The sequence below is a fragment of the Colwellia sp. MB3u-8 genome (assembly GCF_014076985.1).
Classification (GTDB): domain Bacteria; phylum Pseudomonadota; class Gammaproteobacteria; order Enterobacterales; family Alteromonadaceae; genus Cognaticolwellia.
The window spans coordinates 353,511-379,002 of the sequence record NZ_JACGVA010000030.1 but is presented as its reverse complement, the minus strand read 5'-3'; the positions used below and the strand labels follow the sequence as shown (position 1 = coordinate 379,002).

Here is a 25,492-nt window from a genome sequence, read left to right as displayed (position 1 = left end):
GTCAGGGAGAGGCGCTTTATGCCATTTTTGGCAAGGTATACCTCTCCGGTTATTTTGAAGCATATAGGAGAAACAATGACTATAAGTAATCAAAGAAATCAGCAAAAATCAACTAAATTCACAGTGCCAGGCATGGATGAAACGTCTGCTAACCGAGCAATATCCACTTTAGACAAACGTATGGTAGCGCTGATCGATTTGGCTCTTACGCTAAAGCACGTTCATTGGAACGTTGTTGGCCCCAATTTCATCGGCGTTCATGAAATGCTAGACCCTCAAGTAGAAGCTGTGCGTGAGATGACCGACACCATCGCAGAGCGAATAGCTACTTTGGGCGGATCACCGGTAGGAACTCCGCAATCTATTGCTGACCGTCGCACTTGGCATGACTATTCGTTAGGCAAAGCATTGGTCATCGAGCATTTGGCCGCCCTTGATTTAGTGTATAACGGGGTAAACAGTGATCATCGCAAAGCAATGGGTGAAATGGCAGAACTTGATCCGGTATCGGAAGACATGCTAATTGGTCAGTTGACTGATCTTGAGCAGTTCCAATGGTTCATTCGTGCCCATCTTGAATCCTCTGATGGTGATTTACTCACTGCCAACAGCCAAACCGAGTTGGCTGCAGCAAAATCTGCACTTTCTTAAACCCAGCGGATCGAATTACATTTATCTACGATGGCGCCTTTGGCGTCATCAATCTCCTCGACATATATTTCAATACGGTATCAAATTCCACGAATTCATCTGAAGCTTAAATAACTTAGCTATAGCTAAAATTTGCTCTTTTCTGACTCGTCATTGGCATTCTCGTTCTCAGTGCCTGCGTAGACATTGTTTATAATAAGCTTGGCGTGTGATACCAATAAAATAGCAAGCCTTTGTAATTGTTAAGGTATTATATGTTTTTGTTTGATAACTTGTCTTTGCGCTTTGAGTTGACTGTCTACCAGTTGTTGTTCTAGTTTTTTAATACCTTGCTCGGGAGTTTTTTTGGGGGGGATTTGGACATAGCAAAACCTTGGCTTAAAAAATTTGGTGTTCCTGTAGAGTAATCTAATCAGCCATGCTTACTAAAGCAAGAACCTGTGCACTGACGACACTATGAAGCAGGTTATGACGTGCAGCAAGATATATTGAATTACATAACCATGTGGTGCAATAAGCATAGGCTTCATTTTTATTTGGATTTCCAAAGCCTAAATAATTTTTAGTTAGTAGGTAAAGCATTAAAAATGCTTGTTTAACTAGGGTGACTGAATTTGGTTGACCAGGTCAGTGTAGACTCTATTTACCGCATAGACTCAAGATCATATATTTTTATAAATCAATTACTATTCTCTAATTGAGTTTGAATTGAAGTAATATATAGTTTTTTTTGATAATAATGGATTTTCATACTGAAAACAGTAAGATACCGTTATAAGAATTTCTGATTTTATTTAAGTAAAACATATATTTAATATTAACGTTTTAAATATTGATTAAAATCTATATTGCTACAACCGACAACAACTTTCACACGGTTTGATGCGCCTAACTTTTTCAAAATAGAAGAAACATGTGATTTTACCGTAGTTTCAGAAATATTTAAGTTAAAAGCAATTTGTTTATTTGCTTCCCCTTTGGTTAAGTGTTTTAACACCATTAATTCTCTGCGTGTTAATAAAAACATTTTTTCTGGTAACACTTCGAATTCTTTTGATGTGTTAACTGTTGTTTGTGAACGCATAATATCTGCCGGTAAATAAACATTACCTTCAAAAATACTCTTAAGAGCGTCACCAATGACACCTTTCGCGGATGACTTTGCAATAAAGCCAACAGCTCCATAAGCAATAGTTTGCAATATTACTTGTTTTTCAGTTTCTGCTGAAATAATAACGACTGGAATTGTTGGATATTGATTTCGTAAATCAAGTAAACCGGCAAGACCTGACATGCCAGGCATGTTCAAATCTAGTAAAATAAGATCGATATCATTAGTTTCTTGCGCTAAAGCGAGCGTTGATTCAATGTCTTTGGATTCAAAAATTTCAGACTCAGGGAAAGTTTGAGAAATAATATTTATAACAGCATCCCTAAATAAAGGATGATCATCAGCGACTAAAATTTTATACATGGTGTTGCCTGTTGAATAAATACACCTTTATACTCTACCAGAGAGAATTTAACTATTTAATCATCCCTTAGTCGTAAGAATCTCATCTTTAAGTTATAAAACAATCAATTTTAAACTCTATTTGTTACATTAATTTTATGTGTTTAATTGAAGTGATTAATTGATAAGGAGCAGAAATGAATTTTCTGCTCCTTATGACAGGCTATAAAGTTATAAATTAGAAGGTTACCACTGCACCAATTGAGAAAACATTATTCTCTTCTGCAACTGTAGTCTGGTTATTATCTATTTCAGTTTTATTCAATTCAGCTACCACAGTTACTCCAGGAATCACTGTTCTGAAATAAGAAACATTGGTATTGCTACTTTCTGTCTCTGTTGTACCGTCATCTACTGTAGATTCACCGTAAGATAAGACAAAACGGTTATCACCCATAGTGTATGAGGCTTGTACTAGATGACCATCAGTCTCATTCGTATCAGCTCCAACAAAAGTATCTAAACCTGCAACATGTCCTACACCTTCAGCGCCAAAACCGGAAGCCGTTAATGAAAATCCTGCAAATTTAACGTTAGCGCCGTAACCAACACCTGATGAGTCATAATCAACACCGGCTAATTCACTTGTTTGTGACATACCGTTAACCCAAGCGGTTAATGCACCATCATCAATTGTTGTGTTGTATGTTAATTCAGCTTCAAAACGTGGTGTTTCTTCATTTGAAGTTTTAGATACTTTATTAGGATCCATAATACCAGCCGCTAATTTAAAGCCGCTCATATCAGGTGATCTATAGGTGATTTGTGCTTTTGGAAAAGCATAAGTGTAACCGGTAGAAATATTACCAAAAGAGACATTATTGCCTTCAACTAAACCGAGAGTGTTAGATGTTTGACCATGACCAATGAGTAGTTCATCGCCAAAAATATTAGAACGGTTAAATAGACCAAAATCTTTACCAATTAATACTTCACCAAAATCACCACTTACCGTAGCATAAAATTGACGAACATCAATTAATGTTCCCGTACCTAAATCACCAGGTGATTCATCACGACTATTGTCTGTATCACTTAGAGAAACCCAAAATGAAGAACGCGTAGCTACTTTAAAATCACCCACTTGGTTAGACGAATTTAAACCAATATAGCTTGGTAAAAAGCCTGTTCGCACACGTGATTGTTTACTGTTTGTCTCTATGCCTTCAGCATCAGTTTGGTCACTATCACTGCTAGAATAAAATATGTTAACTAAACCATCGGCAGTAAACGTCATTCCATCATCATTGTTATAAAGTTCAACCGCGGCACTTGCATTAAACGCTGAGGTACAGGCTAGGGCGATTGCAGCTAATTTAAATTTCGTAGTCATGTTTTATTTCCTTTATGTTTTTTAGGTTTTATTGTAATCACATCGTTTTATATGATGTTTTATTGTAATTACAGCAATAATAAAAAACTCTATGAGTAAGGACTACTGGTAATGATGTTGAAAAAAAACATGCCTTAGTCTTACTTCGATCGTTTACTACTTAAGGAGGGTAAAAGAAGCTGAAGGATGATAAAGCGTCTTTTTTTAATCGGTACAGAGACTGCCAGAGAGTATTTGAGGGTACTGATTCATTAATTTTGCTTGCCAAGCAAGTTCAATGCTACCTGAGCCTTTTCTCGGCTTAGGTAAATCAACAGTGACTTGATGAATGATTGAACTGGGTGAGTTGCTCATAAAAATAATACGATCAGCTAAGTTAATCGCCTCACTTAAATCATGAGTAACAAAAATAACCGTGCTACCACAACTTTTACATAGGTTTACCAGTAATAGCCTGAGTTTAGCTGCTGTTGGCGCATCAAGAGAGTTAAATGGCTCATCAAGCAAAATTAGCTCAGGGTTAACAGCAAAAGCTCTTGCAATAGCTACTCGTCGTTGCATGCCGCCAGATAATTGTTTGGGATAATAGTCACCTTTACCTGCTAAGCCAACTTGCGTTAACAAGGTCTCAATTTTTTGCTCTTGTACTGTAGGTAACACTAACTGTATGTTTTCGTTAACCGTTAACCAAGGCATTAATCTTGGTTGTTGAAATACGTAACCTAGTTGATATTCTTTACAGTCATTAAGTGTTTTTGCATTCCATAATAGTTTTTGTCCTGTGGCATCTTCAAGCCCAGAAAGCATATTTAGTAATGTGGTTTTCCCCGAGCCAGAAGGGCCAATGATGGCAATAAATTCCCCTGGTTTAACGCTAAATTGTATATCTTTTAATACTATAGAAGGGCTATTCGCGTAGTACTTATCTTTAATGGCAATATCAAGTTCTATCATGATGAACTCCCCTAGCAATTAACTTATCCAGTGGTCTGAAAATTAGGTTTTCGATAACTAACACAATTGAAATAAAAGCAAAGGTATAAGCAAGAATTCCTGCAATATCAAAAAACTGAAATAAGGTGTTTAATGCAAACCCGACACCGTCACTTCTTCCAAGAAGTTCAACCACCAAGACAATTTTCCATATTAAAGACAAGCCCGCACGTGCTGAAGCCATAATGTAAGGGTAAAGTTGCGGTAAAAATACCTTAAAAAAGGTTTTACTTAATGATAATTTATACACTTTAGCAACATTGAGTAAATCTTCATCTACTACACGGGCACCTTCTCTTATCATCACGACAACAGTAGGTACTTTATTAATGACAACAGCCATAATTGCTGCTGACTCCACTAAGCCAAACCAAATGTAGCACAGTAAAATAGTCACTAGAGCAGGGATGTTAAGGATGATTATGAGTAAGGTGTCTGACAATTGATTAAGGCGTTTACTTATGCCCATTAAAATACCAATAATGACACCTAAGACCATAGCTATGATAAAACTGATCAATACGCGACTTAGGGTTACACTGAGATTAACTAACATATCACCTTGAAAAAAATGATAAATAAAGCTTTCCAATACAATGAATAATGACGGGAAATCTGAGCTATCAACGAACCAAGCGATACTTTGCCAGGCGCTAGCTATGATTATTAACATTAATAATCGGCCATATACTGGTGATGTCAATACAGACACTAACAAGGTAAATAATCGACTTGTTAATGCTGGCTCGTTGGCATGTTGGTTAATGGTTTATGATCCTATTTTATCGGGCATGTGACTGAGTGTTTTGTTGTGTCTTGTGCCACTTTTTTGGAAAATGATGGATTTATTTTAGCTGTTTGCCAAAATGTTCCCTCTGCCAATGTTGTTGCTTTACCGACTAAATTTCGGCCTCCTTGCTCTGCTAAAATAGTGAAGACTTGCTTACTTGCTTTCATCTCTTCTGTACCGAATTTATGTAGTAATCTAGTTCTATATTCATTTTTTAACGCAATAAAGACATTATCATTTTCTGCTTTTGTTAAAGGGCGAATACGTTGCCATTCATCATCACACAAAAGTAATATTTGTTTAGCTTCATTAGACGCTTGCAGAAAACCAGTGAGTTTTTGGTTGTTCTTAATAGCCCATTCTTGTTCAAATACCCAGCCCAACAAAGGCACGTTATTGGTTATGCCTAACTCAGCTAACATTTGTGGCACACTCACCAACAACCTGTAGCCATTAGCACTCAATCTAGCGCTGTAATGCCAAAAGTTTATTGCCGCATCTAGCTCATTCCGTTGCATTAAACGGTTTAATAATGGTGGTGTTGCGAACACTATCTCAGCTTTGTCTTTAATATTTAGCTGATATTTTTTTTGTGCATAGGCTTGTAATAATAACCAATTTTTATCTACTGAACCGCCAGCAATCCCAATTTTAGCTTGAGTAAGGTCGTGTAGTGATTTTGCACTAGATTTACCATTCACATACAAACCACCCGAGGCAATTGATGTAGGAACTAAGGTATAATTTTTATTATTAAAACGTTGGCGATTTACCCATAACCAATCACTTAGAATAATATCAACCGCTTTGCTTTGTAGCGCTACTGCAGAGGCATTTTTATTACTTAGCGGCATTACTTGTAAATTGAAGTTATATTTTTTATCTAATTGATAATGCTTTATTACGGCCATTTCCCAATTAACTGTGCCGTATTTTAATACCCCAACACTAACGTTTGGTAAATTTTTATAAATGTCTGCATTAATTTTTACGCAACTAATGCAAAGGATAATAATGAGTAATAATCGAGCAGCGGGTATATACATTAACAACACCTAAAATATTAAAAGAAAAAATATACTTGCCTATAGTGCAAATAGCTTTTTATTGTTAGAACTTATAATTAACGTTTACAGAGTAAGATCTTGGTCTAGCGGGTCCAACAAAATAAGGCGATTCAATATCAGGATAAAAATCGGCTAACACTTCATCAGCTTCGCCATAAGTACCAAAAGTATCATATTGATGATCAAATAGATTATCCACTTTTGCTGATAATCTAAGCCGCTTGGTCATTTGGTAAGAAGAATAGATGTTGATTAATGAGTATGCAGATATCATTTTATTCTCATTAGCCTCATCACCACGATAATACGAATCAGACGCATATAATAATTCTGTACCAAGGCTAATTTTTCCATTGATTTGCCAATCTGCATGGAGTTTTAATTGATGCTGTGGTTGACCAGGGATAATATCTCCAGGGCTAACTTGGCGATTTGCTCCACGTGGATTTACTGGGCTAAAGGATATAAAAGGTGACTCAAAGGTCGCCTTTAAGTAATTATAGCTAGTGCCAACTGTTACCTCAGTAAAGGCTACAGAGTAGGCTAACTCTACTCCTTGGCGTTGTATTTTATCTATATTGACAAAATATCCTTCAGATGAGGTTGACCCCGCTTGTTGAAAAATTATGTCATCAAGAGTTTTAGTTGAAAATAGAGTAGCAATAGCTGATACCGAATCAGCATTATATTGTAATGATGCTTCAACCGTTTTAGCGATCACTTGTTCAAGCGGTGGATCAGCAACAAAACCGTTGGGCAATTTACATGGGTCGTCTTCATCAGCGCAACTTAACTCAGCAGGGCTTGGAACACGCGATGATTCGCTATAGCTAAGCTTGGCTGTAAATTCTTTATTAAGTTGATAATTCAGACCTACAGCAGGATTAAAACGATGAAATTTATGATCACCATCAAGTGAGCCTTCACCGTCATCGATAAGGTCATTCATAATGATGTGACTGTTGTTGTAACGGCCAGCAACATTTAGTGTCAGCCCTTGATTAAAAACCATGGAATAAGAGGCAAAAATATATTGTTGTTCAGTGGTTACCGCTAAGCGGACTTGAGATTCCTTATCAAAAAAACCAGTTGCTGAAACTGAACGATCATCATCAGCAGAATCATTATTAAGTATGCCAAATTGAGTATTACTCTTAAAGTTAATATCGGCTTTATCCATTCCTAAGCCCATAATTATTTCTTGTTCATGACGGGCAAAGCTTGTTATATGGATCAGTTGAGTAGCAAAACCATAGCTTTTATTATTTGTAGCACCGTCATTTAATGTGCCGTCAACGTCATCGGACTCAAGAGTAGTAATATCACTAAATAGCGTGCCTTCATCATAACCGACAAAATCAACCATGGTTAACGAGCTGTCTTCTTCATCTTCTTCACATAAGGTTTCACCAGCGCCAAAATCACAACCGTCATAATCACTGTCATCACCATTGATTGAATTGATTTTATTTTGGCGATAATATGCATTGGCTTGCAAAGATAACTGTTCATTTATAGTTGAATCACTAGAAATGCTAATTGTTTTATAGTCGTTATTTGTTTTATCTGGGTGGGTATATACCGTTTCTCGACCTTCAATCGCAATGAGCTCTTCAGGTGCAGCACCATTGCCTGTCATCTCATTATCATTAGCAGCTAACAATAGTTCAAAATAATTATTGTTGTCTTGAAAACTAAACGAGGCTAATGCTTGTTTTAATTCACTTTGAGAAAAATCGCGCCAGCCATCTTCTGTATAACGGTTAGCGATAAAGTAATATCCCCAGTTGCCGTTGTTACCACCTGATTGAACTGAGTATTGTTGTTGACCAAAGCTACCAAAGCGAACATCAGCTTCATTTTCAGTATAACTAAAGCCATTTTTAGTTTTTAGTGCTAGGGCACCGCCTAAGGTGTTTTGCCCGAAAACCGGGTTAGAGCCTGAATATAAGGCAACACTATCAAGCGCAGCTAAAGGTATTAGATCCCAATTAACGGTATCGCCAAAGGGTTCATTAAATCTTACTCCGTTCAGATAAACAGAAATCCCTTGTGGTAAGCCTAATAAAGGCGAAGCAGTAAAACCACGGTATTGAACATCAGGTTGGAAAGGGTTGTTTTGGACATCACTAATATTAACACTAACTAATTGATTTTTCATGTGATCAGCGAGTGATGTCGCTTGAGCACGGGTGATATCCTTAACGCTAACATACTGTGCGCTACCAATAATATTTTTGTCTGTAGACATTTTGCTTGATAGGGGCGTTTGCCCAATAACACTGATTTTTTCAATATCATCAGCTAATACTGGCAAGGAAAAAAGTAAAATCGTTAGTGTAATAAGCCGAGCCATTAATCTTCCTAAGTTATAAGTTCACTCATAATGTAACGTGAATAATTAAGTAATGGAATGTTAGGGGATATTTGACACAGAAAACACCTTGATTTTAACTTGTTTTAAATCAAGGTGTTACTTTGTTTTTCTGCTGCAAACCTCCTACTAAGGTAGGAGGCTTTTACAACTAATTTCACTAATAAAATACTGAACAGTATCTCTGAACTTTACCTTAACAAATGTAACATAGATGTTTTTAGCTTCATTGGTTTTATGGGTTTATTCAGCAATAAAATCCCCGTGTTTTCCAATTCTTTTTTTAGTGACTTGCTATAGTTTGCAGTGATCATCAAGGTCGGTATTATTGATTTTCGTCCCTTATTAATAGCTTTAGCGGCAGAGTAGCCTGTTTTATCATCATCTAAGTGGTAATCGACAATTAAAATATCAGCATGATCTTGATAAATATTAACTTGTTCCTCTAAATGTTCAAGGCTGATTGCTGTTATAACAGTACAATCCCATCCGCCGAGTAAACGCGCCATACCCGCACATATATTGGCATCATTGTCGATAACCCAAACAATGCGTTGCGCTAAAATAGTACTTTGCAATATTTGGCAGGGCATAGAATTATTGCTAGGGAGTTGATCAATTCTTCCTATGGGTACTTGAATCGAGAACATTGATCCTTTGCCTTGAACTGAATCAACTTTAATGGAATGCTCTAGTACTTTAGCTATCTTATCTACGATAGCTAAGCCTAAACCTAAACCATTTCTAAAGGCTACTTTAGATGATTTTAGTCGTTTAAATTCTTGAAAAATTTCGTTTATTTTTTCTCTAGCAATACCAACACCATTATCCCAGACTTCAATAGAGACAGTGTCACCTTGTCTTCTACAGCCGAGTAATACCTTACCATTTTCAGTGTATCTAAAAGCATTAGAAAGAAAATTACGTAATACGCGTGCTAATAAAACACTATCACTATGTACAATTATATCGGTCGATACGTAATGTAAGTTAACCTCGTACTGTTCTGCCTGTTGATGATATTCATTGGCTAAATTATCAAGTAAATCAGCTAATTTAAAAGAAGATTTATCTGCTTGAACAACGCCAGCATCTAGCTTGGAAATATCGACTAAGGTACAAATTAAGTTCTCTAAATCATTGAGCGAAGCGTCAACAGAATTTACAATAGGCGCTAAACTTGTGTTTAATACTTGTTCTGATATAGAGCTATTAAATAATTGCGCAGCATTTAACGGTTGTAATAAATCATGGCTAACGGCGGCGAGAAATTTTGTTTTAGACATGTTAGCTTTGTCTGCATTTTTGATTGCTTTGACTAAATCAATTTGTGCTTGTTGATGGCCTTCAATTTCTATCTGTAATTCAGATGTACGTTCTTGTACGCGAATCTCTAATAAATCATGTGCTTTTTGTAGGGCTAAGGCATTTTCTCTTCGGTTGGTAATATCACGTATAAGCACAAAAAAACCAAGTACCTGACCTTCAATATCAATATTGGGAACATAGGACTTTAATAAATAACAAGGCTCGCCTGCTTGGTTTTTTTCTTCTGAATCAAAACTCACACTTTCTCCGGCAAGTGCTTTATTTACGTAAGGCTGTACTTTACTATAATCAAAGTTAGTTTGGCTGCGGATATCTTCTAAGTTATAAGGCTCTGATGACGAATGACCATACCACTCCCTGTAAACTTGGTTAGTAAATTGAAATTTAAGATCTGCTCCCACGTAAGCAATCATAGCGGGCACGTTATCTGTGATTAAACGCAGCCAACGTTCATTCTTTTGCAATGACTCTGCATAGCGATGTCTTTCTGTAATATCAGTGAATGTTTTAACTACTTTACCGTTACTTAAATGATGATCTCTTATTTCTACAACCGTCCCATTCGATAAAATTTGTACATGGTATGCTTGTTCTTTTTTAGGCTCTAAATCAAGTTCAGTTAAATTTTTGATATTAGAAAAGTAAGGTTTCTCTTTGAGTAAGATAGGTGACAGTTGACTTATTTGTGCAAAGCGCTTATTCCACACTTCAATTTGTTGCTGACTGCTAATTAACACCACACCTTGAGAAAGGTTGTTAACTAAACTTTGCAGTAATAAAGTCTTGTTGGCCATACCTTGCTCGTATCGGACATTCTCGGCGGTTTTTAAAGCCGTAATGTCGCTATAAAGCATTACCCAACCACCTTCCATTGTGCGACGCTCATTTAACTGAAACCATCGACCATTTGATAATTTATAAACAGGATTAATATTATAGGCATCACCGGGATGAACATGACGGATAATGCCACGGCTTTTAGCTCTATCTTTTAGGTCTCTTAGGTTCACACCTACACCAGTAGAAAGACCTAGGCCTCCCCAAAAAGAAGAAAAAGTACTGTTTTGTAGTATGATTCTGCCATCAGAATCGAGTAAAACAAACGCTTCAGATATGCTTTCAATAGCATCAATAAAACGTTGTTTAAATAGATTAGCTTTATCATTTGCATGTATTAAAGCCCGGTTACTACCTTTTAAATTTGCTAAAGCGCTTTTTAATTCTTGGGTTTTTTCTCTTACCTGTTCAGCTAAATAGACTGAGTTTTCAAATGCATCGTAAGGAGCAAAGTGATTACCATGATTTTCTACCCGTTCCATTAAAGCCTGATTAATTTTTTTTAATTTACGATTTTGGTCTGTCAGTTGTGCTATTTGATCAATTAATGATACTTCACTGCAGATATCATTCATTAACGTTATCCTCCTTGGTCTCATTTCCTGCAATAAAAACAGCTGCAAAAGTTTGGTTTAAGTGGATACCGTTAATATGTTCACCATAACTATTAAAGCCTGCAATGTTATATTTGGCATATAAGGACTCTATTTCTTTATTTAATTCTTTTTGTTCAATTTCAATACGACGTAAAAAACAATCGAAGGCAAGTACTAGCTCAGACTTGCCCAAGTGTTGAGTAATATTTTCTAGTTTGTTGTTTAATGAATCACAAATATTATCCATTTCAACAGCAGCAAGCACGATGCCAACATCAATAGCGCAATAAAAAGTTAAACTTAAATCCTCTACATTTACCTTTTGTATAGAGCGAATATAATACTGCCCCCCTACTTTTACCGCTAAAGGGTTGAGTGAAAACACTTCTGGCGTTAAATCCTTTACATCGATATTGAGTAAGTTAGCGTATTCTATTGCCGCAGGCATAGCGTTGAGTTCATACACAGTTCTATTTTCAACATCAGCCTCTGTTACCACTAATTTTTCGGTAGGGCATTTGATATGATTGCAATTAAATACTTCAAAGGCGCACTTGGTATTGATTAAAATGACAATAGCCGCTTGCTGATAAAATTTATTTTGGTAAAACACGTGGGTGTTGGCTAAATTAACATCATCACCCGCCGAGCCACCGAAATGTGGGATTCCATAAGTAGCAGAATTTAACGTTTGTAAGAACAACTCTTCTTTTCTTGATAACCCATCGAGTAAAGTCACTAGAAAACTATTATCTTGGATTGGTGCAAGTTCTTTTAAGCAACACTGCTCAGCAAGTTCAGACATGGTATTTTGTGCATCAACAACCGTAAAATCCTCCATGGATTCTATCTGTATAGCACTAATAGAAAAATATTTACCGGAAAATCCTATGGCTACAATTGATTTTTGTTCACTACCATCCCGAGTGAACTCACCTGCAGTGGTACAACCAACAATGTCTATACCTTTTAAGCAAAGTGTCATTGCTGCTGCTAATTCATCTAATTGATAGACGGCTGAACAGTAGAAAAGTACAAAATCAATATCAGGATGATTTAATTGTTGTTGTATTTCTTGACTGGCTTTTAAGGGATCAATTGATTTACTAACAGCGACTATTGTTTTTATATTTGTCATGTCTTAGCCTAATAGTGTTAACGTTTTTATATGCCAATGCAGGTTGATTAGGTATATTCTATTATTTGAAAAATAGCGCCATTCAGTGGTGTTTATATTGAAATAGAACCATTAAATACAATGGGTTATCGGCAATAAACATAGCAAGTGACGTTATCAATGAACGCTTGAGTAAACTACATAACTATAATAACTATACTTTTTAATAATATATGCTAACAAAGGCCTTAAATCTATATAAGTCTATTTTATCGGTTTAAACTAATATTTGATGATATAAATGTGATCATATTTATATCAAGTTGTTAATTAGGATACCTTTTTTATTTTAATAGGCCGATCACCATACTTATTAACAACACACAATTTAGGACTTTCAATAGTCACTAAGCACTCTAAACACTGTATACATTCACCGTAATCAATTGAACCATCTTGATTGATAGCGTCAATATCACATTTTTTGTTACGACATAATTGACAAGGGCTGCCACATTCTTTTCTTCTTGTTAACCATTTCAGTAAAGGAAAACGACCAATAATGGCTAATCCTGCTCCTAAGGGACAAAGATACCGGCAATAAAATTTATGAATTTTTAAACTTAATAACAATAAAAGAACAGCGTAGAGAACAAAAGGCCAATAGCGAACAAAATTTAAGGTGAGACTGGTTTTAAAAGGCTCAATTTCGGCCAGCTTCTCTGCTAAAGAAAGCGAATAAAATGATGTGCCAACTAAGATGAATAAAATGATGTACTTAATTTTTTGTGCCTGTTTATGATGTTTAGGTGATATTTTTATCTGTCTTATACTGAGTTTCTTTGCTAATAACCCCATCATTTCTTGAAGGGCACCAAAAGGGCATAACCAACCGCAAAAGAGCCCCCGTCCGAAAATAAATAGACTAATGAATACAAATAGCCATAGGATAAAAATCACCGGGTCTAATAAAAATACTTCAAGTGTAAAGCCATTAGTTACTGACAATAATAAGGTATATATATTGACAACAGAAAGTTGTCCTTGGGTGTAGTATCCGATGTAAAAAATAGTAAATATTAGCATAGTAAAACGTATTCTATGAGTAGCATTAACATGGCTAGCGAGTTGCTTTTGTTTCAAAAACAGTAAAGATAAAATAATTAGGTATAGTGAGATTACTGCTATTTCAACTGTACGGCTAAGCCATATTCTTACCCACAAAGGTTGTTTTTTTTCTATCACAACGTCAGGCGTGTAAAATAATTTTTTAGGTAAATCCAGAACAGTGGTGAATTGGTATTGCTTTTTAGACAAGAATGACTGGTTATAATTGACTGCGAGCGATACCTCGAAAGGTTTACTTATTTCAAAGCCAGATTGTGATTTTATTCTGAATACTTTTTGTTGATTAATATCCGGGATTTCCATATTGAACGAAGGTTCATAGTAGCTATAAAAATCGATATCACGAATATCTACCGGAAACTCGCCTTGAATAATACTTAGGCGAGGAGGAACTGTTTGGGGAATAAAGTTTTCACTGACATAAGAATAAGTACCGCGATTAAACACCATTAAAGCATGTTCACCAGGCTTTAGGCTTTCAAGTAAGCGTTGATATTCCATTTCACCTAAAAGGTTTTTACCGATAATAGGAATGTTAACAAAGGCAAAATACAACTCAATAAAGTCTCGACCTTTAGCGTCAGACGATTGAGCTAATTCAGTAATAACGCTTACTAATTCACTGGAGATGTCTTCAGTAAGTTGTAAGCTTTGCTTGGTACTTATTTTCCAATGCGATATATAGCCTTGTTCAATAAGTTGTTTAAAGCTGAGTTTTTGAAAAAAATCTGTTTTAATTTTTACCCTTGCAGTGGCAGCGAAACCTTCTAATTTAGCCCTAGCAACTTTCAAGGCTGAGGCAATAATAGTATCGTTAATCACCATAACAGATATCGTTGCTCTTGTTATGCCATCAAAGTTAGTTATACCTAGGGTATTTTCATCTTGGGCATTAATAATAAAACGCTCTTTGATAGAATGCCCTTCATACTGGTCGATAAAGTCGAACATAGGCTTTTCGCCAAGACCATGTAAAAAAATAGGTTCATGATGATTTAGTACTTTAAAGCCGGCGAATACGCCATTGATATCAATACCCATTAATAGATTAATGGTTTGACCTGAAAAACCGATGAAATTAGTGAAATCGTCAGATTCAAAAACATAACCTAGAAGTTGACTAAGCTGGTAAACAGGGATTATGGCTAAATCAGGGTCAGCAGTGCCAATACGTGTAGCACTAGGGAAAATCGCTTTTATGTTCGCAGGGATTACCGTTACTTCACTGTTTTCAAATGAGTTTGACTCTTGATAAGCAAAGGCAGGTGTTAAAGAAATACAAAAAAATAAGCAGACAAAATAAAAAGGGAGTCTTAATAAGGTCATTATGTTCAAATTAGACTCCAAAGCTTATGAGTTAAAGCCCTTCTAGAGGAAGTGAAGGGCTATTTTACTATTTAAAAGAAACCTAATGGGCTCGTGCTATAACTCACTAATAAGTTTTTAGTTTGTTGGTAATGATCAAGCATCATTTTATGTGTTTCGCGGCCAATACCTGATTTCTTATAACCACCAAATGCAGCATGAGCAGGGTATAAATGGTAACAGTTAGTCCATACACGACCAGACTCAATACCACGACCCATACGGTGAGCAAGGTTAGCATCACGTGTCCAAACACCAGCACCTAAACCAAAGGCACTATCATTAGCTATTGCTAACGCTTCTTCAGCATCTTTAAAGGTAGTAACAGAGATTACCGGACCAAAAATTTCTTCTTGGAAAACTCTCATTGAGTTATTACCTTTTAAAATAGTTGGTTGGATGTAGTAACCACTACCTAGTGGACCGTCTAAATTTTCAGCAGCACCACCAGAAAGTACAACGGCACCTTCATCTTTACCAATTTGTAGGTAACCTTGGATTTTTTCATATTGTTCTTTAGAAGCTTGTGCGCCAACCATAGTATTAACATCAAGCGGATTACCGCGAACAATATTTTTGGTTTTCTCAAGTACTTTTTCCATGAACTCATCAAAAATATCTTCTTGTACTAGAGCACGAGAAGGACAGGTACATACTTCACCTTGGTTAAAGAAACCTAAAGCAAAACCTTCAGCACATTTATCAAGGTAATCATCTTCAAATTGAGTAATATCACTAAAAAATATGTTTGGTGATTTACCGCCAAGCTCGACAGTCGAAGGAATTAAATTTTCAGCCGCACATTTTAATATATGCTGGCCAACAGGTGTTGAACCGGTAAAAGCAATTTTACCAATACGGGTACTAGTGGCTAGTGCTTCACCGGCTTCTTTACCGTAACCATTAACAATGTTTAATACACCATCAGGTAACAAGTCAGCAATCAACTCCATAAATATCAGAATACTTGCAGGGGTTTGCTCTGCAGGTTTAAGAATAATACAGTTACCCGCGGCAAGTGCTGGAGCTAATTTCCATGCCGCCATTAGCATAGGAAAGTTCCAGGGAATTATTTGACCAACAACACCGATAGGCTCATGGAAATGATAAGCAACCGTATCGTCATCTATCTGTGAAAGAGTACCTTCTTGAGCACGGATACAACCCGCATAATAGCGATAATGATCAGCGGCTAACGGGATGTCAGCATTCAATGTTTCACGTACTGGTTTACCATTATCCCATGTTTCAGCTACCGCTATTAATTCAAGGTTTTCTTCAATACGGTCGGCAATTTTTAATAAGATGTTTGAACGTTCTTGCACTGAGGTTTTCCCCCATGCCACTTTTGCTGCATGAGCCGCATCAAGTGCTAATTCAATATCTTCAGCACTTGAACGTGGAATTTCACAAATGACTTCACCTGTCACAGGAGTTGTGTTGGTAAAATAATTCCCTTTTACCGGAGCAACCCATTGACCGCCGATAAAATTTTCATATCTTGATTTAAATGTAACTACAGAATTTTCGCTTCCGGGATTTGCATAGATCATAATTCACCTCAGATGTTAGGCCCACCAGAATTTTATTTGTTTTGGGGGGCTTGTATTATTATCGCGTCATTAATTAAACAATGTTTGTCTATGGATATAATAGGGTCTTATTGGCAAGTTAAACTATGCTCCCTTGGCATAAAAAAACTCATACTTTAGGATGGGAGCTGTTAGCTAGCACTTGTAGATAGGCAGATATGGCACTAGAAGTAATGTTAATGAGTTGGCTATTATCAAGGTGGTACGCTTGGCAATATTTAATTTTAACTAGGGCTAAACTCATACTTATAAAATTTTTATCTTGGCTTAATGTTAATAAACAAAGCGGTATTGCTTTTAATCGAGTGTTGGGGTTAACATCAAAAGCACTATATATAACGAAATAAGCTGATTTTTCAATTGTTAATGCTTGCGTTGCGTAGCAAAGGCCTTGACAGCGAGGCGCTAAAAAAATGGGGTATGCACTAATAATGTAGCTGGTAATTGTGGCGAGTATTTTTTCAGTAGCGGCAATATCCGTTAGCCATAAGGCATTACGTTGATCACTTACACAGACTTGATTTCTCTGAAAGCTTGACTCATTTATGAGCTCATTTATAGTTAATTGTTTTTTAGCTTGCTGGTATAGTTTGGTGAACAAGTTAGGTAGTGATGTTTTATTTGCTGATTGTTTTATATCAATACATTTTTTACCCACATCAATCGCTAGATCGTTACTAACGTCTTTTATTAGCGTATTAGATAAGGTGATCAATGGTGATATTAAGTTGCTACTAGGCTGTGTGGGTAACGACTCTGTGTTGGTTTTAAACTGGGTGTTAGTGCTTTGAATTTCACCGTAGTCATCAATTTCTTGGTAATAGGGATCTTGCAACCATAGATGATAGCTTGTAATCAGCGTATTGATTGCTGGGGAATATTTTTTTTGATGATGCGCGTTACTTTCATTACCCTGTGCATTTTCTTGGACATTATTTTTTGACTGTTTTCTGTTTTTATCTAACGCTACTTTTGTCTGTTTAGATTGCTTTGATTGATTAGCCGGCTTAGGTAATAAAGCAATTAAATTTGCTATTTGTTCACTATCAGCATTAGCGGTAACTAAGATGATTTTAGTTGCTTGGTAAAGGCGTTGATGAAAAGTCGTTAAGTCCTTAAGTGATAATTTACCAATGGTTGCGCTAGTGCCGCCGTAGCAAAAATCATTTTGATTATTATCTAGATTGTTATTTTGAACGCGGCTTTCAGGGCTTTCTTTATTTGCTTGTTCTGCGCCGATCAACTCCTGATAAATCACACCTCTGTCATTACCATCATGAAGTTCACAGTGTAAATCCTCAGCATCGAAAATAGGATTAAATAAGCCGTTTAATAAGTAATCAATCGCCAACATAAAGGTATGAGAGCACTGGCTTTGGCAATGAAAATAAGTGGTTTTTGCCAATGTTGATGCATTAATTTTAGCATCGGTTAGTGATGTCAGTTGAAATAAAGTTTCTGCTTTGGGAAAAGCCGTGCTACGACGAAAAACCATATGTTCAACGGCATGAGCAACACCACTATTATCAAAAATGGGCGTATTAACAACAAAAAGTGCGCTAAAGCCATCATTATTGAGTATATTAATATGTTTCAAACCATTTTTATGGCGATAAATAGCTTCTATCATTTGGTCATTTTTTTCATTGCTAAAGCCAAGATCATACTTTCATACGTGCAATGTTTAACCTGGTGTCTTTAGCATGTTTCATTGCCTTCTGGTTAACACGCTTTACTATTGGTTTTGATGGGGTAGTTGCATTGGCTATCGCCTGTTGAATTAAATGGTGATCTTCAGATTTACTACAGACGGGATCAGTTTTATGCATGTCGCCAGTCATCATAAAGGCTTGACAACGACAACCGCCAAAGTCTTTTTCTTTTTCATCACAACCTTTACAGGGTTGTGGCATCCAATCATCGCCGCGAAAATAATCAAAAGAAAAGTCTTGCAGCCATATATCGGCAATAGATTTGTCTCTAACATTAGGAAAAGTGAGTGGCAGCATTTTTGCACTATGACAAGGTAAAGCTGAGCCATCAGGTGTAACAGTTAAAAAGGTTGATCCCCAGCCATTCATACACGCTTTGGGACGCGTTTCAAAATAATCAGGCGTGACAAAAATAAAATGCGGCCCTTTGCCTTGTTGCTCATCTCTAAATTCATTAACAATACGTTCAGCTTCAATTAGCTGTTCTCGCGTCGGTAATAAATGGTCACGGTTTTCATACGCCCAGCCATAATATTGGGCTGTTGCTAACTCGACATAGTCAGCTTCTAGCTCACAACTTAAGCGCATAATATCAGCAATTTGGTCAAGGTTTTGTTTGGATAAAACAAAGTTAAGCACCATAGGGTAACCTTGCGCTTTAACCGATTTAGCCATATTAAATTTTTGTTGGTAGGCATTACCGCGACCTGCAATCGCATCATTTAACTCAGGATCAGCCCCTTGAAAACTTATTTGGATATGATCTAAGCCGGCTTCTTTGAGCTTAGCTATACGTTTTTCGGTTAAACCGATACCCGAAGTAATTAAATTGGTATAAAAACCTAAATCTCTAGAATGTTTGACCAGTGCTTCTAAATCTTTTCGTAGTAAAGGCTCACCACCAGAAAAACCGAGCTGTACCGCGCCAAGGTCTCTTGCTTCGCTAAATACCTGACACCATTGCTCTGTGCTTAACTCATTTTTTGTTTCGCTTAAATTCGTTGGATTTGAGCAATATGGGCAATGCAGAGGACAATCATAAGTTAGCTCTGCAAGTAGCCAAAGTGGCGGGCCAACTATGCCAGCGGAAATGGTAGTTGAATCTTGCTTTGAGATGTCAGTTATGGGTTGATTAGTCATAATAAAGCCACTTTTTTTCAATTGCTGTGGTGATAAACTCATTTACATCTGTGGTTAAGTCTCCGGCATCTGGGAACTTAACGTGCAATGCGTCAGTAATCTGTTGTACGTTTTTCTCGCTATCAATAAGCTGCATAATTTCGCCAGCACCGCCATTGAGTTTAACCATGCCCTCCGGAAATAATAACACAAAGCAGTCTTGCGCTTTTTCCCACTGAAAGCGGAACATCGCATTAAGTGATGGGGTCATTGTCGGGCTTATTTTTGAGGGTATTATAGGTGTAGTCACTTAAATAGTCCTTTATGATAAATAGGGTTACTAAGGGTTTCTTGACCAAGTATCACTTGATAAGGCGCTCTATTTTGTTGATAAGCCAAGGTCATTGAATCTAACATACTCCATAAAATGTCCAGTTTAAATTGTAAAATATTTAAGGCATCTTCTTGTGCTTCGCGGCTAGTAAAATGATCTAAGGTTATTTGCAAACCATGATTTACATCACGACGGGCTTGCGACAAACGCATTTGAAAATATTCTAACCCTTCAGGTTTTATCCAGGGATAATTTTGTGGCCAACTATTAAGGCGGCTTTGATGTATTTCAGGCGCAAACATTTCAGTTAATGATGAACAGGCTGCTTCTTGCCAGCTAGCTTTGCGTGCAAAATTTACATAAGCGTCTACTGCAAAACGTACACCGGGAAGTACAAATTTTTCATCCAATAAATCTTGTCTGTCTAGGCCAACCGCTTCGCCTAAACGTAACCAAGCTTCGATACCACCTAAGGTTTTTTCACCGGCATTGCCATCGTGATCTAGAATACGCTGGATCCATAAGCGTCTCGTTTCTATGTCACGACAATTTGCCATAATTGCGGCATCTTTAATCGGTATATTTACTTGATAATAAAATCGATTAGCAACCCAACCTCTAATTTCTTCTTCGCTACACTCTCCTTTATGCATAGCAATATGGAAAGGGTGGTGAATATGGTATAGCTGACCTTTGTCTCTAAGTTTATGTTCAAACTGTTCTTTGGTCCAAGCTTGCATAAAAGTGGATCCTTTAAAGTGAGGTTAAATCGTGATTTCCATGCCATCGGTGGCAATTTCAACATCATTGTCTAAAACAAACTGATGCTCAGGAGATTCTTCATTTAAAATGGGGTTAGTATTATTAATGTGGATAAGGATTTTTCGATCTATTGTAAATTTATTCAATAGAGCAACCGTACCAAAGTCACCATTGACAGGCATATGCCCCATCTCAGAGCCTAATTTAGTCCCCACACCTTGGGCAATCATTTCATCGTCTAGCCATAACGTACCGTCAATGAGGACGCAGCTTGCTTCGGATAATATGCGTTCAACTTCTGGCGTGCTTTGAACAATACCCGGCAAATAAAATAAATATTTACCGGTACTTTTATCAATAATTTTTAAACCAATATTATTACCATCCACCACTTTATCGCGATAGCGTGAATAAGGCGGAGCATTTGATTCGATAATAACAGGCACGAAGGCTAACCCGTCAACACCCTTTACATCAAAGGCTTGTCGTTGTTCGGTATCTATTTTGGTGAAATTTAGACCGCCATGCCAATGTTCTAGCAAGTTAAATAATGGGTAAGCCGTTGTTAAATCTTCATAGACAACATCACTGCAATACACATCAAGTGGCAGGCCTTCACGCAGGGTTACTAGCCCAGTGGTATGATCTATTTGGCTGTCAGTTAAAATGGCTGCACGAATGTTAGTACCACGACTACCTTGCTCAGGCCAAAGTTGTGGAGATTTATTTATTTGTTCACGAATATCGGGAGATGCATTGATCAATACCCAATCTTTGCCATTAGGGCTGACGGCAATAGACGATTGAGTGCGTGCGGTTGCTTTAATTGTACCGTCACGTAAGCCTTTACAGTTTGCGCAGTGACAATTCCATTGTGGAAATCCACCGCCTGCAGCTGAGCCTAGAACTAAAATTTTCATATGTGCCTCGAAATCAAGACAAAGGGGGAAATAAAAAATTGCCTAGTGATAAACTAATTACCTCAGTATTTAAGCATTGGCTATCACTGAGGTAATTTATTCTTATTAATTTTTTTAATTAACGATTACTGATGTAAAGAGTTACTTCAAATCCTAAACGCATTTCTTCAAAGTTAGGCTTAATCCACATAATTTATTCCTCGCTGGTTAATAATATTAATTTATTTTTTATTTAGTACCCTTTTACTATATTTAATTTTCATTTAATAAAACATCCTACTTTAGATGGAAAAGGATGGGGCGTAGGCATGAATAAGTTGTGAGTTATTAGGTGCTAGGTGGTGTGATTGGTGATTAGGCAAAAAAACCATTCAATTATGAATTAAAGCACAGGCTTTACATATGTACGTTTTGCAAAGTGGTTAGTTGCCTTAACTAAAGCGTTAATAATTTTTGGTTCATTGGCAACATGTCCCGCCATTTCAATGATTGAAAATTCAGCTTCAGGCCAGTGTTGTTTTAATAGCCATGCTTGTTGAAGTGGGCAGACCATATCATGGCGCCCATGAATAATTTTTGTTGGGATGTGTCGAATATTATCGATAAGTTCAAGCAAAGGCTTTTGGGCAATAAAACATTCATTTATTGAATAATACAGCTGAATAATGGCAGGGGACTTATCGTCTTCATTTATTGATTTTTCCATTGAACTTTCTTCAACGCTTAATGATTTTTGCCAATAGATAAGACTAGCTTCCCAGTGTTGCAATTTATTAAAAATAGCGTCTGATACCTTAGTGTCATCACTGGTGAGTTGTTGATAAATTGCTGATAGCGGTTGCGCTTGTTGTGATAAAGGTAAATGGTTAACTAAGTTATGCCACGCCTCAGGATAAATTTTCGCTGCGCCATTTTCGCTGTAAACCCAATCAATATCTTCTTTACGAGCAAGAAACACTCCGCGTAATATTAAGCCGGATACTTGCTCAGCAAAGTGATGGGCATAATATAAAGCGAGTGTGGCTCCCCAAGAGCCACCAAAAACTAACCATTTTGTAATACCAATATGCTGTCGTATGGCCTCCATATCTTGAATAAGATTCGCAGTGGTATTTTGTGTTAATGACCCATAAGGTCGAGACCGTCCACAGCCTCGTTGATCAAATAAAATAATATGATAAAGCTGAGGATCAAAAAAACAGCGATGTGATGGTCGACATCCAGAGCCTGGCCCACCATGCAAAAACACCACCGGAATTCCTAAAGGATTTCCGCATTGCTCTATATAAAGGTGATGAGCTTGCGTTGAGTCTTCAGCTGTTATTGCGTCAGTTAGCACATCATTAGTGACGGTTAGATGATAATGATTAAAAGGCTCAATGGCCGGGTAGAGTGATAACATTTACTTATACCTGTTATTTTCAGCTTATCTTTTTTGACTAAATTTAGGACTAAAGCTGATCAGTGCTAATACGGCTGTTATTAACGTGGCGCCTAGTACTACGGCAAAAGCGGTCAAATTAAGTTGCCCAAACAGTGCGAAGCGCAATAATTCAACACAATAAGTAAAAGGATTGTACTGACATAGCCAGTATATCCAAATGCTGGCTTCTTGCATTTTCCACAAGGGATATAACGCACTAGAAAGAAAGAACATGGGGAAAATAACAAAGTTCATCACCCCGGCAAAGTTTTCTAACTGTTTTATTAAACTCGATAACAGTAAACCTAAAGCACCGAGAAAAAAAGCAATCATAAAAACAGCGGGTGCTGCCGTTAAGTAACCTAAAATCGATATATCAACATCAACTAGTTGTGCACAAAGTAAAAAAACATACACTTGCATTAAGGATAAAAGGGCAATGGCAATCAGTTTACAGCACAATAAAAAAGGCATAGGTAACGGACTCATTAACAATACTTTCATACTGCCCATCTCGCGATCATACACCATTGATAGTGAGCTTTGCATGCCATTGAATAGTACTATCATGCAGCATAAGCCAGGAATGATATATTCTTGATAGGTAATATAGGTGCCATAGGGTTCCATGATAGAAACACCCAATGCAGCCCTAAAACCAGCGGCAAACACAATTAGCCATAACAGGGGCCGAACCAAGGCGCTAAATAAGCGCGAACGTTGTTGAAAAAAACGTGATATTTCACGTTTAACAATACCTAAGCAGCAATAAAAATAGTGGTTTAAGGTCATACTGCCTCCGTATTTTTGGTTAAAGCAAAATACAATTGGTAAATATCATCGACATTATATTGTTCACACAATTGACTACTTTGAGCTTGCGCTTGAATTTCACCTTTGTTGATAACAATAAGTTGATCGCTCGGCTCTACTTCATCCATTAAGTGTGTTGTCCACAACACACAAATTTCACGTTGGGCGCATAAATTGCGAACGTAAGAAATAATTAATAAACGGCTATCAACATCTAAGCCAACGGTGGCTTCGTCAAGTAATAACACTTTAGGTTGATGAATGAGTGCGCGTGCAATTTCTACCCGTCGTCTATGTCCACCATTTAAGGTTCTTACTTTATCGTGTAAACGCTCAGTTAAACTTAATTGAGATAAAATGAGTTCAATATTTATCAGTGCTTTTTTCGGTGCTATACCATGCAAAGAAGCGTAATAAAGTAGGTTTTGTTTTACTGATAAATCTAGGTCTAAGGTGCTTTGTTGAAAAACAACGCCCATTTCAGACATTATCTTTGATTTATGATCACTTAAATTATTTTCGTTAATCTTAATTGTGCCATGTACGGTTTGAGTCAGCCCTGTTAATAATGAAAACAAGGTACTTTTACCTGCGCCATTGGGACCTAATAACACGTTAAAACCGTTACTTAATGTTAGATTTACATTGTTCAGTGCTTTTTTATTGCCATAAGCGAAAGATAAATTGTTGGTCACTATGCCCATTATATTATTTCCTCACTTATCGTTAATGTGTTTGATAGCCACACCCCAAGGGTAACGACCTACTTTTATTGATTTTGTTACTTTCATTTTATTGACATCAATAATAGATACATCACCACTAATACCATTGGTAGTAAGCAGTTGGCTTTGATCTTGATTGAGCGCTAATTGCCAAACTCGGCGGCCCACTAATAAATAGTTTTCAATCTCCATGCTTTCTCTATTAATAACAGCGACATGGTTTGCTGGCCCTAAAGCAACAAACGCATAATGGCCATCACGACTTAATTCTATGCCGACAGGTTGTACTCTATCTCGGTGAATGCCACGAATTTTAAAATTAAATTCTTTGATGATTTTTTTACTAGCTACATCAATAACAACGACAGCGCCACCTATTTCAGAGCTTACCCATAAATGTTGATTATCTCGAGTGAACTGTGCTGATCTAGGCCTTGCCCCCACTAAGGTATTAGCAATAATTTTATTGGTTTTAGTGTCTATCCAGTGCACCATGTTAGTTGTTTCTGAGGTAACAACAACCAGGCTGCCATCAGGGCTTACCGCCAAACCTTCTGGTTCAACACCAACCTCAATTTGAGCAATCACTAGGCTAGAAGCAATATCAATTACCGTTAAAATAGCATCGTCTTCATTTGAGGTATAAATAGTTTTACCATTGGGGTGAAGCGCGATGGTTTCAGGGTCTTCACCTGAAGGTAATTCGCCAACAATCGCTTCTGTATTTAAGTCGAGTATTTGAATACGGTCAGAATCACTGGCACAGATGTAAGCAAGCGATTGGTCATGATTAAAAATAATACCTCTTGGCCTTCGGCCTACCGATATTTTTTTAATCACTTGTTGTTTTTGAAGGTCTATCACTGAAATATTATCGTCTTTTTCGTTGGTAACATAAGCAAATTCAGCCGCTGTTACACATGAAATTTGGCTAATAAACAATAAACCAAGTAAAAATTTAATTTTCATAATATACCTTTTAAAAGTGAGGTTTTTTTA

Annotated in this window: 21 protein-coding genes and 1 pseudogene; 2 read left to right on the top strand and 20 right to left on the bottom strand. The window is 36.9% G+C overall.

The genetic code is table 11. The features are described from left to right. The first annotated feature begins 75 nt into the window (after positions 1 to 75). A complete protein-coding gene (gene dps, locus H4J54_RS01815) occupies positions 76 to 651 on the top strand; it encodes a DNA starvation/stationary phase protection protein Dps (protein ID WP_182189109.1) in 576 nt (191 codons plus the stop codon). Between the two features lie 425 nt (positions 652 to 1,076). Further along, positions 1,077 to 1,217 (top strand): annotated as a pseudogene (locus H4J54_RS19305) (IS3 family transposase); the annotation flags it as partial. A 251-nt stretch (positions 1,218 to 1,468) separates the two neighbouring features. On the opposite strand, the gene H4J54_RS01810 reads toward H4J54_RS19305, so the two are convergent. From H4J54_RS01810 to H4J54_RS01715, 20 genes are all read right to left on the bottom strand, one after another. Then, positions 1,469 to 2,125 (bottom strand): response regulator transcription factor, encoded by a 657-nt coding sequence (locus H4J54_RS01810; RefSeq protein WP_182189108.1) that lies wholly within the window; start codon positions 2,123 to 2,125, stop codon positions 1,469 to 1,471. A 217-nt stretch (positions 2,126 to 2,342) separates the two neighbouring features. Then, positions 2,343 to 3,497, bottom strand: a complete 1,155-nt coding sequence (locus H4J54_RS01805; protein ID WP_182189107.1) for a porin — start codon at positions 3,495 to 3,497, stop codon at positions 2,343 to 2,345. Positions 3,498 to 3,701: 204 nt separating this feature from the next. Further along, on the bottom strand, positions 3,702 to 4,451 hold the full coding sequence (locus H4J54_RS01800) for an ABC transporter ATP-binding protein (protein WP_182189106.1): 750 nt from the start codon (positions 4,449 to 4,451) through the stop codon (positions 3,702 to 3,704). Continuing rightward, positions 4,438 to 5,163: an ABC transporter permease gene (locus tag H4J54_RS01795; protein WP_182189105.1), complete on the bottom strand. Its 726-nt coding sequence runs from the start codon at positions 5,161 to 5,163 to the stop codon at positions 4,438 to 4,440. Before H4J54_RS01795 ends, H4J54_RS01800 begins: the two co-directional genes overlap by 14 nt. A gap of 104 nt (positions 5,164 to 5,267) precedes the next feature. Further along, positions 5,268 to 6,326: an ABC transporter substrate-binding protein gene (locus tag H4J54_RS01790; protein WP_182189104.1), complete on the bottom strand. Its 1,059-nt coding sequence runs from the start codon at positions 6,324 to 6,326 to the stop codon at positions 5,268 to 5,270. A gap of 64 nt (positions 6,327 to 6,390) precedes the next feature. Beyond that, on the bottom strand, positions 6,391 to 8,703 hold the full coding sequence (locus H4J54_RS01785) for a TonB-dependent receptor (RefSeq protein ID WP_182189103.1): 2,313 nt from the start codon (positions 8,701 to 8,703) through the stop codon (positions 6,391 to 6,393). A 209-nt stretch (positions 8,704 to 8,912) separates the two neighbouring features. Continuing rightward, the gene (locus H4J54_RS01780) at positions 8,913 to 11,462 is read right to left on the bottom strand and encodes a PAS domain-containing hybrid sensor histidine kinase/response regulator (RefSeq protein WP_182189102.1); all 2,550 of its coding nucleotides are present in this window, start codon (positions 11,460 to 11,462) and stop codon (positions 8,913 to 8,915) included. Continuing rightward, the gene (gene nosP, locus H4J54_RS01775; protein WP_182189101.1) at positions 11,455 to 12,621 is read right to left on the bottom strand and encodes a nitric oxide-sensing protein NosP; all 1,167 of its coding nucleotides are present in this window, start codon (positions 12,619 to 12,621) and stop codon (positions 11,455 to 11,457) included. Before nosP ends, H4J54_RS01780 begins: the two co-directional genes overlap by 8 nt. A 309-nt stretch (positions 12,622 to 12,930) precedes the next feature. After that, entirely contained in the window at positions 12,931 to 15,054 is a 2,124-nt protein-coding gene (locus H4J54_RS01770) for a 4Fe-4S binding protein (RefSeq protein ID WP_182189194.1), read from the bottom strand. A 71-nt stretch (positions 15,055 to 15,125) separates the two neighbouring features. Continuing rightward, entirely contained in the window at positions 15,126 to 16,646 is a 1,521-nt protein-coding gene (locus H4J54_RS01765) for an aldehyde dehydrogenase family protein (RefSeq protein ID WP_182189100.1), read from the bottom strand. Positions 16,647 to 16,794: 148 nt separating this feature from the next. Further along, complete coding sequence (locus tag H4J54_RS01760; protein WP_182189099.1) at positions 16,795 to 18,315, bottom strand: insulinase family protein; 1,521 nt, start codon at positions 18,313 to 18,315, stop codon at positions 16,795 to 16,797. A 31-nt stretch (positions 18,316 to 18,346) separates the two neighbouring features. Beyond that, positions 18,347 to 19,537, bottom strand: coding sequence for a pyrroloquinoline quinone biosynthesis protein PqqE (gene pqqE, locus H4J54_RS01755; protein ID WP_182189098.1), 1,191 nt, complete (start codon positions 19,535 to 19,537; stop codon positions 18,347 to 18,349). Then, a complete protein-coding gene (gene pqqD / locus H4J54_RS01750) occupies positions 19,530 to 19,826 on the bottom strand; it encodes a pyrroloquinoline quinone biosynthesis peptide chaperone PqqD (RefSeq protein ID WP_310650142.1) in 297 nt (98 codons plus the stop codon). Before pqqD ends, pqqE begins: the two co-directional genes overlap by 8 nt. After that, positions 19,823 to 20,590, bottom strand: a complete 768-nt coding sequence (pqqC, locus tag H4J54_RS01745) for a pyrroloquinoline-quinone synthase PqqC (protein ID WP_182189097.1) — start codon at positions 20,588 to 20,590, stop codon at positions 19,823 to 19,825. Before pqqC ends, pqqD begins: the two co-directional genes overlap by 4 nt. 24 nt (positions 20,591 to 20,614) lie before the next feature. Next, a complete protein-coding gene (gene pqqB, locus H4J54_RS01740; protein ID WP_182189096.1) occupies positions 20,615 to 21,532 on the bottom strand; it encodes a pyrroloquinoline quinone biosynthesis protein PqqB in 918 nt (305 codons plus the stop codon). 118 nt (positions 21,533 to 21,650) lie between these two features. Then, entirely contained in the window at positions 21,651 to 21,722 is a 72-nt protein-coding gene (gene pqqA / locus H4J54_RS01735; RefSeq protein WP_081154332.1) for a pyrroloquinoline quinone precursor peptide PqqA, read from the bottom strand. Between the two features lie 192 nt (positions 21,723 to 21,914). Continuing rightward, complete coding sequence (gene pip / locus H4J54_RS01730; RefSeq protein ID WP_182189095.1) at positions 21,915 to 22,934, bottom strand: prolyl aminopeptidase; 1,020 nt, start codon at positions 22,932 to 22,934, stop codon at positions 21,915 to 21,917. A 24-nt stretch (positions 22,935 to 22,958) separates the two neighbouring features. Beyond that, positions 22,959 to 23,747, bottom strand: coding sequence for an ABC transporter permease (locus H4J54_RS01725; protein WP_182189094.1), 789 nt, complete (start codon positions 23,745 to 23,747; stop codon positions 22,959 to 22,961). Beyond that, positions 23,744 to 24,472: an ABC transporter ATP-binding protein gene (locus H4J54_RS01720; protein WP_182189093.1), complete on the bottom strand. Its 729-nt coding sequence runs from the start codon at positions 24,470 to 24,472 to the stop codon at positions 23,744 to 23,746. Before H4J54_RS01720 ends, H4J54_RS01725 begins: the two co-directional genes overlap by 4 nt. A gap of 12 nt (positions 24,473 to 24,484) precedes the next feature. Then, the gene (locus H4J54_RS01715) at positions 24,485 to 25,462 is read right to left on the bottom strand and encodes a YVTN family beta-propeller repeat protein (RefSeq protein ID WP_182189092.1); all 978 of its coding nucleotides are present in this window, start codon (positions 25,460 to 25,462) and stop codon (positions 24,485 to 24,487) included. Positions 25,463 to 25,492 lie beyond the last annotated feature (30 nt).